The organism is Providencia sp. JGM181 (assembly GCF_018257375.1).
Lineage (GTDB): Bacteria > Pseudomonadota > Gammaproteobacteria > Enterobacterales > Enterobacteriaceae > Providencia > Providencia lanzhouensis.
Map to the genome: position 1 here is coordinate 1 of NZ_JAERJY010000146.1, position 8976 is coordinate 8976.

An 8976-nucleotide genomic window follows, 5' to 3' on the forward strand; every position below is an offset into this window, starting at 1 on the left:
GCTTTAAGCGTGTTATTTTTGAATAATCATTTGAATATAGACAGTTATATATTATAAATCTCTTTTTTATGTATTTAATTATATAACGAATAGGTGAAATAAACCGCGAATGAAGCGGCATAAACACATTGAGGATGTTGATTATCAATGTATTTATTGATGTAAGACAATCTCTCGAATTCCCCGATTGATATTATTAACTCAATCAAAAACTCTAATTACCTCTAATTATGTGGCTGGCGGTTTTATCGCTAATGGCACACAAACTGCATTTTTTAATTCCATTATTTTAACGAAAAAATTTTAGCGAAAAAACTTCTTATTATTTTAAGCAATTGCAATTTAAGTGAGCGAGTTATATATGGCCAATATAAAAGAGAAAGCTGCTATTTTTGCTCCTCTTAGCCGTCGCGGCTTTGTGAAAGCGGGCGCCGTGACAGGTTTAGCCGCCGCAGCGGGAGGATTTTCTCTTCCGTTTAGCGCTTCAGCGGAAACAGAGCAAAAAACATCGACACCATCAGGGAATGAAAAAGTTGTTTGGAGTGCATGTACAGTTAACTGCGGAAGCCGTTGCCCATTGCGCATGCATGTCGTAGATGGCGAGATCAAATACGTCGAAACCGATAATACGGGTAATGACGTGTATGAAGAGCTGCATCAAGTCCGTGCATGTTTACGTGGCCGCTCTATGCGCCGCCGTGTCTATAACCCTGACCGTCTGCGCTACCCAATGATGCGTGTAGGCAAACGCGGTGAAGGTAAATTTAAGCGAATCAGTTGGGAAGAAGCTTTCGACGCTATTGCCGATAACATGAAGCGTTTAATTAAAGATTATGGTAATGAGTCCATTTACCTGAACTACGGTACAGGTACTCTTGGCGGTACCATGACAAAATCATGGCCACCGGGCGCAACTTTGATTGCTCGTCTCATGAACTGCTGTGGTGGTTATTTAAATCATTATGGCGACTACAGTACCGCACAAATTGCGGCAGGTCTGAATTATACCTTTGGTGGCTGGGCAGACGGTAATAGCCCTTCAGACATCGAAAACTCTAAATTAGTGGTGATGTTTGGTAACAACCCTGGCGAAACGCGTATGAGCGGCGGCGGGGTGACTTACTATGTTGAACAAGCACGCGAAAAATCTAACGCGAAAATGATCATCATCGATCCTCGCTACACCGATACGGGTGCAGGGCGTGAAGATGAATGGATCCCAATTCGTCCGGGTACTGATGCGGCGCTCGTTAACGCCATTGCGTATGTGATGATCAAAGAAGACTTAGTGGATAAGCCATTCTTAGATAAATATTGCGTAGGCTACGATGAAACCACCATGCCAGCTGGCGCACCAAAAAATGCGCATTACAAAGCTTATATCCTGGGTGATGGTCCTGACGGTCAAGCGAAAACCCCTGAATGGGCGTCATCCATCACCGGTATTCCGGCGGCTCGCATTGTAAAATTAGCCCGTGAAATTGGTACTGCAAAACCTGCGTATATTGTGCAAGGTTGGGGTCCTCAGCGTCGTTCGAATGGTGAGCTGACGTCTCGTGCTATCTCAATGCTGGCGATTTTAACCGGTAACATCGGTATTCATGGTGGTAACACGGGGGCTCGTGAAGGCTCTTACAGCATTCCATTCGTGCGTATGCCGACCTTAACTAACCCAGTGCAAACCAGCATTTCCATGTTTATGTGGACAGACGCTATCCTGCGTGGTCCTGAAATGACGGCTACCCGTGATGGTGTCCGTGGTAAAGATAAATTGGATGTGCCAATTAAAATGGTATGGAACTACGCAGGTAACTGCTTAGTTAACCAACATTCAGAAATCAACCGTACCCACGATATCCTGCAAGACGAATCGAAGTGCGAAATGATTGTGGTGATTGATAACCACATGACCGCCTCTGCAAAATATGCCGATATCTTACTGCCAGACTGCACTGCGTCTGAGCAAATGGATTTCTGTATGGATGCTTCCGCGGGGAATATGTCCTACGTTATTTTTGCTGACCAAGCGATCAAGCCGCGTTTTGAAAGCCGCAATATCTATGAAATGACCAGCGAAATTGCCAAACGCATGGGTGTTGGTGAGCAGTTCACTGAAAATCGTACTCAAGAAGAGTGGTTACGTCATTTATACGAACAATCTCGCGCTGCATTACCTGAGTTGCCAACGTTCGAAGAGTTCCGTGAGCAAGGTATCTTCAAAAAACGTGATCCTAAAGGTCACCATGTGGCTTATCAAAGCTTCCGTGAAGACCCAGTTGCGAACCCATTGACCACGCCATCAGGCAAAATCGAGATCTATTCCGCGCAATTAGCGGAACTGCAAAATTCATGGGAGCTGGAAGAAGGGGATGTGATCCATCCACTGCCAGTCTATTCCGTTGGGTTTGAGCAGTACGGCGACCCACTAATGGAAAAATTCCCATTACAGTTGACGGGCTTCCACTATAAATCACGTACCCACTCAACCTATGGCAACGTGGATGTATTGAAAGCGGCTTGTCCTCAAGAGTTATGGATCAACCCACAAGATGCGGCGAAACGCTCCCTGAAACATGGGGATTTAGTCCGCGTATACAATGACCGAGGCGAAGTGCGTGTCAAAGTCAAAGTTACCCCGCGTATTTTACCGGGTGTGGTTGGTTTAGGAGAGGGTGCATGGTATGACCCAGATGGTAACCGTATTGACCATGCGGGCAGCATTAACGTGCTGACCACGCAGCGTCCATCGCCACTGGCGAAAGGGAACCCATCACACTCTAATCTTGTTGAAGTTGTGAAAGCTTAAGGATGCCAGATATGTCAACGCAATATGGTTTTTATATCGATTCAAGTCGTTGCACTGGCTGCAAAACCTGTGAGTTAGCCTGCAAAGACTTTAAAAATTTATCTCCAGAAGTGAATTTCCGCCGTATTTATGAATACGCGGGGGGTGATTGGACTGAGCAAGATGGCGTTTATGGGCAGAATGTTTTCGCCTATTACCTGTCTATTTCGTGTAACCACTGTGATGACCCAGCATGTGCCAAAGTGTGTCCAAGTGGTGCGATGCACAAACGCGAAGATGGGTTTGTGGTGGTGGATGAAGAAGTCTGTATTGGTTGCCGCTATTGCAGCATGGCATGCCCGTACGGTGCGCCTCAATTTGACCAAGTCAAAGGCCATATGACCAAGTGTGATGGTTGCTATGAGCGTGTTGCAGAAGGCAAAAAACCAATTTGTGTGGAATCTTGCCCATTACGTGCATTGGATATGGCACCGATTGAAGAGCTGCGCGCCAAATATGGTGATTTAGCGGAAATCGCACCGTTACCATCGGCTGAATATACTCATCCAAATATCGTTTTAAAATTGAATGCCAATAGCAAACCTGTCGGTGATACCACGGGTCATCTGGCTAACCCGGAGGAAGTTTAATATGGGCGCGGGAATTCATGAATGGCCATTGATGTTTTTCACCGTTATTGGTCAAAGTGTTGCGGGTGCATTTATTGTGATGGCAGCGGTTTTGTTAAGTGGAAAACTATCCCCTGAACTTAACCGTAAAGTGCATTACAGCATGTTTGGCTTGTGGGTGTTAATGGGGATTGGTTTCTTATTATCCACGATGCACATGGGCACACCACTGCGTGCATTTAATGCCTTCAATCGCTTAGGGGCTTCTTCACTGAGTAATGAAATTGCCAGTGGTGCAATCTTCTTTGCCTTTGGTGGCTTGTATTGGTTGTTGGCAGTGTTAAACAAAATGCCTGCTGCGCTAGGTAAACTGTGGTTAGTGGTGGTGGCTGTTCTTGCGGCTATCTTTGTGGTGGCGACTTCCCGTGTGTACCAAATCCCAACGGTACCAACGTGGAATAACAGCTATACCATGATCAACTTCGTGCTAACGGCATTCTTAGGTGGACCTATCTTAGCCGCGCTGTTATTGCGTGTCGCTGGGTTTGACCTGCAATGCATTCGTCGCCTCCCTGCATTGAGTGCGATAGCATTATTAGTGAGTGCAGCCGCTGCTATCTCTCAAGGATTTGACTTGGCAAGCATTGAAACCGCAGTACAAAAAGCAACGGATTTAGTGCCTGATTTCGGTTTCTTAATGGATATTAAAATTGTCGCCGTAGCGATGGGACTGGGCTGCTGGATCATGCCGTTAATCGCGAAACGTAATCCATCTGTCATCAACTTGGGTATCGGTACCCTGTTAGTGTTGGCGGGCGAGATTGTTGGACGCGGTGTGTTCTATGGTCTGCATATGACCGTGGGCATGGCAGTTAACTAATCATCACCTCAAAGGCTTAGCAACCTTCTGCTAAGCCTTTCTTTCCCAAGAATTGTTATCAATAATAAGCAAAACAACTAATAACACATAAACAGTGGATTACACACCATGAACGAACTCGCTTTAAATGATGTTTCTGTGACAGCTCGGATCCTTGGTGCGGCATTCTATTATTCCCCTGACCAAGTGCCGGATATTATCGAATTATTGGCATCCGGTGAGTGGGTGGCAGACTGGCATTACGGCTCTGAAGAGCAAAAACAAGGGATTGCCGCAGAGATGGCGACAATACAACGTGATGGTGAAACCCTTGATGAAGCTTATCAACGCCTCTTTATTGGCCCTTATGCGCTTCCTTCTCCACCGTGGGGTTCAGTCTGGCTAGATAAAGAAAATGTGCTGTTTGGTGAGTCTACCTTGCAACTTCGTGAGTGGATGCAAGCCCATCAAATTGATATTCATTTAACCCAAAACGAACCTGAAGACCATTTTGGTTTATTGATGATGATGGTGGCTTGGGTAGCGGAACATCAACCTGAAAATCTTTCTGAATTATTAGGGAAACATATTTTGCCGTGGGGTTTGCTGTATTTAGACAAAATGCAGGAAAAAGGTGATTCTCCATTTTATGTGGGGCTGAGTAAGCTGGCGCATTTAACGCTGGTGGCTTGGCAGGATTCGATGAATATTGAAGCGGATAAAAAGCTGATTTTTTATCGCTGATGAGTCGGTTGGCGATCTTGGGGATCGCCAATTTATCCTAAGGTTTGATCGGCTGTTTTTGTTGGCTCCAAGCACGATAAGTAAAAGCAGCGCCCACTAACACTAAGTAAATCGCTGGCTCAGGCGTTAGGGTTTTTAATGACAAAGCATAGTGGCAAAGTGCGAGTAATAGCGTTGGGTAAAGCAGCATGTGAATTCTTTTCCACCATACACCTAGGCTCATTCGTATGCGGTTGAACGAACTCACCGCCATCAAAAATAAGCATAGCCAAGCCGTGGCGCCAATCACTAAGTAGACCCGCGAGAAAACCTCCTCAAAAAAGAGTGATAAATTATTGACGCCAATCTCCAGTAATAAATAGCTACTCAAATGCAGTACAGCCCAGAAAAAACACCATAATCCCAGTAATTTTCGTGTCTGAAACAGCGTGGTAAATCGCAATAATTTAGCGATAACGGGGATCAGTGCGATAACGACGAGCAAACGCAAAGCGGCTATTCCCGTAAAATGTTGGATGTCTTTAGCGGGATCAGCGCCAAGTCGCTGAGTACCAATTAAAAAAATCAGCCATACCAAAGGGAGCAGAGCAATAAGATGAAAGCCTCCTTTGGTTAATCTCACTAATAGCCTGTTTTCTTGGGGCATTAGAAGTATCTCCGCAAGTCCATTCCCTGATATAAGCTCGCGACTTGGTCACCATATCCATTAAACAGCAAAGTAGGCTGTCGGGTTACCTGACCTAAACCCCCTGCACCAATAAAACGCTCGGTCGCTTGCGACCAACGAGGGTGATCAACTTGCGGGTTCACATTGGCAAAAAAACCATATTCACTGGGCGCGGATAGGTTCCATGTGGTATCTGGCATCTGTTCGGTTAGGCGAATTTTGACGATAGACTTAATTCCTTTAAAACCATATTTCCAAGGAACAACCAAGCGGATCGGTGCGCCATTTTGATTGGGTAATGTTTTTCCATATACTCCAGTGGCAAGTAAGGTTAGCGGATTCATGGCTTCATCTAAACGTAGCCCTTCAACATAGGGATAAGGTAAGCCACCGCCGATATAACGGCTTTTTTGTCCTGGCATTTGTTCGGGAGCATAACGAGTTTCAAAGGCGACATATTTGGCTTTGCTGGTGGGCTCCACCAATGCCAATAGTTTGGCTAACGGAAAGCCCACCCAAGGAATAACCATCGACCAAGCTTCGACGCAGCGCATGCGATAAATACGCTCCTCTAGGGGAAACTTGGCGTTGATATCATCTAAATTCAGGGTCAAAGGACGATTCACCTCACCATCAATGGTGACTGTCCATTCGTCGGTAATGAGGGTATGCGCGTTTTCAGCTGGGTCTGATTTTCCTAGCCCAAACTCATAAAAGTTATTATAGCCAGTCACTTTATCTTCTGGCGTCAAGGTTAACGATGACTGAAACTCTTCAGGCTGAATAAATGTGAGGTTTTTTCTTGGCGTCACGGGCGTTGCTGGCGCATCGTCACTTAGCCAAGAAAATAAGCCCGCATTTGCTGTCGCTGCAACGGTTAAACCTGCTGCCCCCAGACCTAAGGCTTTGAGTAGCTGCCGGCGCTTCATAAAAAAAATGGATTCATCCGTGATTTGAGAACCGGGGATTTTAGGTAACTTTTTCATTGTGCGCTCCATAGCAAAAAGAAGAATGAAATCAGTTATACCGAATGCGTGATAAAAGTGGCTGACAGTAAGATGACAAATTTGTCATCTTACTTAATTGTAGGAAATTTTAGACAGTAGGAAATGTTAGAGTAATAGTGCTGGTACCTGCGACATGTTCAAAGCTTACTGAGCCGCCATGCAGTTCAACAATCGCTTTGACAATCGCCAGCCCCAACCCAGTTCCCTCCGTGGTTCTGGCATTATCTCCGCGCCAAAAACGGGTGAAAATTTCCTCGCTATTTTGTAGGGGGTTCCCTTGGTTAGTGATACGGATTTCTCTCTGCTGGGGAAGCTCAATGATCTGGGTGACCACGCGAGTATTTGGGTGAGAGTATTTAATCGCATTAGCGATAACATTCATGAATACACGGCTCAGTAATACCGGATCAGCATCAAGCCTGAGGGTTGAAGGTTCACAATAAAGCGTAATCTGTTTCTCTTCTGCATAAGCCGAAAATAGTTCATAAACATCATTCACTAATTCTGATATTGAGAGATTTTCTCGATTTAACGTGATGTTTTTATTTTCAGCACGAGCAATAAATAACGTGCTTTGGATCATCTGTGCCAGCTTATCAAGCTCTTCAATATTGCTAATGATGACCTCTTCATATTCGCTCACATTACGGGAGCGTTGGAGTGTAATTTCATTTTGCACTCGTATGGCATTAATGGGCGTTCTTAGCTCATGGGCTAAGTCATCGGCGAACTGGGTTAGTTTAACAAAGTCATGTTTTAGCCGTTGGCGCATGGTATTCATTGATTCGCCCAGCTCTTTTAACTCTTGTGGAAGCTGATCAATATCGATCGGATCATTCAGCGCATGAACGTCTGTTTTGATCGTGATCTGGCTCAGTGATTGAATATCGGAGAGCCCTTTTTTCAGCAACCATAAACTCAGTAATCCCATCAACAGTATTGAGAGGGCAGACACCAGCACGCTTTGGGTTAAATATTGGGTTAATACTCCGCTGCGGTCGACGGAGACTTTACCGAGTACCACATGGAGCTGTCCTAATGGTGAGTTCATGGCGAAATAGACCGCGGAGATGGGAATGTTTTGTGCGGTTTGCCAATGGGTGATGGCATGGATATTTAGCTGCTCAAGGTTCACTAGCCGCAGTGGTTGGGTATCCAGAAGTTCGCTGTTAGTCGCGATGAGTATGTGCCCACTCGCATCAGAAATCTGGATCAAATCTTGGCGCATGTCCATCATGCTTTGGAAATACATCGGTAGCGTTTTGATATCGATGCCACCCGAAATTAATTTAGCGAGTTGCTCCGCGCGGTTCACGAGCAAATTATTGTCTTGTTCAGACAGCTCATTCTTCAGCGAGTGATATAAAACCCATGTCACGACGCCAGCATTAGCGACCATCAGAATGATAAACAGGGAAATAAGTTTAAAGCGTAGCGACTTTTTTTTCATTCTATTGGCCTATTTAAGCGGTATCCCATCCCTCGAATGGTTTCGATAAGCTTAACTTCAAACTCATCATCAATTTTCTTTCTCAATCGACGGATGGCGACATCGATGATATTGGTATCACTGTCAAAATCGATGCCCCAAACTTCGCTGGCAATTAAGGTTCTAGGTAAAATTTCATCGCTATGCAGCACGAAAAACAGCAACAGAGAAAATTCTTGGCGGGTTAAGATGATTTTTTTTCCTCCGCGCTCAACATCATGACGGGTCAGATCTATCTTTAAATCTGCAATCGTCATGGTTGTTGAGGTGGGTTGATTCACTTTGAGTTGGTTTTTAACGCGCGCTAATAATTCAGAAAACGAAAATGGTTTCACAAGGTAGTCATTGGCACCGAGCTCTAAGCCTTTAATGCGATCATCTACGGCATCCCGCGCGGTGAGGCAAATAACGGGAATACTTTTCGCAGTGCGTAAGATTTTTAAAATATCCCAGCCACTCATACCCGGCAGCATGATATCGAGAATAACCAATTGATAATTGTTTTCTAAAGCAAAGTAGAGTCCATCTCGGCCATCGTTAGCGACATCCACCAGAAACCCCGCTTCTTCTAAGCCATTTTTAACCCAACCTTGGGTTTTAAGGTGATCTTCAATTAATAGTATTCTCATGGAAACCCAGCAATCGTTTTATTTGACTTAATTTTATTTTTTCTTAACTAATTTTTCACTCTAAAAAACGATTTTAAAATTAGTTAAGAAAATCATGTTGTTAATGTTTATTGAATGTGTTTGAAAATTAGTATTGTAGTTTAAATGAGCAGTAATTATCTCGAAAG

At 44.6% G+C, this 8976-nt stretch carries 8 protein-coding genes; 4 read left to right on the forward strand and 4 right to left on the reverse strand.

Going from position 1 to position 8976, the window contains the following annotated elements; all coding sequences use genetic code 11:
- Positions 1-361 precede the first annotated feature (361 nt).
- The 4 genes from dmsA to dmsD all read left to right on the forward strand — a co-directional run bounded on the left by dmsA (position 362) and on the right by dmsD (position 5017).
- Positions 362-2806, forward strand: coding sequence for a dimethylsulfoxide reductase subunit A (dmsA, locus tag JK188_RS14915; protein ID WP_211887036.1), 2445 nt, complete (start codon positions 362-364; stop codon positions 2804-2806).
- An 11-nt stretch (positions 2807-2817) separates the two neighbouring features.
- On the forward strand, positions 2818-3435 hold the full coding sequence (locus JK188_RS14920; RefSeq protein ID WP_036950397.1) for a DMSO/selenate family reductase complex B subunit: 618 nt from the start codon (positions 2818-2820) through the stop codon (positions 3433-3435).
- A gap of 1 nt (position 3436) precedes the next feature.
- The gene (locus JK188_RS14925; RefSeq protein WP_211887038.1) at positions 3437-4294 is read left to right on the forward strand and encodes a DmsC/YnfH family molybdoenzyme membrane anchor subunit; all 858 of its coding nucleotides are present in this window, start codon (positions 3437-3439) and stop codon (positions 4292-4294) included.
- A gap of 108 nt (positions 4295-4402) precedes the next feature.
- Positions 4403-5017, forward strand: a complete 615-nt coding sequence (dmsD, locus tag JK188_RS14930; RefSeq protein ID WP_211887040.1) for a Tat proofreading chaperone DmsD — start codon at positions 4403-4405, stop codon at positions 5015-5017.
- A gap of 37 nt (positions 5018-5054) precedes the next feature.
- Here the strand turns inward: dmsD and JK188_RS14935 are convergent, their stop codons facing one another.
- From JK188_RS14935 to JK188_RS14950, 4 genes are all read right to left on the reverse strand, one after another.
- The gene (locus tag JK188_RS14935; protein ID WP_211887042.1) at positions 5055-5663 is read right to left on the reverse strand and encodes a sulfite oxidase heme-binding subunit YedZ; all 609 of its coding nucleotides are present in this window, start codon (positions 5661-5663) and stop codon (positions 5055-5057) included.
- Positions 5663-6670: a protein-methionine-sulfoxide reductase catalytic subunit MsrP gene (gene msrP, locus JK188_RS14940; protein WP_211887044.1), complete on the reverse strand. Its 1008-nt coding sequence runs from the start codon at positions 6668-6670 to the stop codon at positions 5663-5665. Before msrP ends, JK188_RS14935 begins: the two co-directional genes overlap by 1 nt.
- Positions 6671-6779: 109 nt before the next feature.
- Positions 6780-8141, reverse strand: a complete 1362-nt coding sequence (locus JK188_RS14945; protein WP_211887045.1) for a heavy metal sensor histidine kinase — start codon at positions 8139-8141, stop codon at positions 6780-6782.
- Positions 8138-8809, reverse strand: a complete 672-nt coding sequence (locus tag JK188_RS14950) for a heavy metal response regulator transcription factor (RefSeq protein ID WP_036949891.1) — start codon at positions 8807-8809, stop codon at positions 8138-8140. The genes JK188_RS14945 and JK188_RS14950 overlap by 4 nt, the downstream gene beginning before the upstream one ends.
- Positions 8810-8976 lie beyond the last annotated feature (167 nt).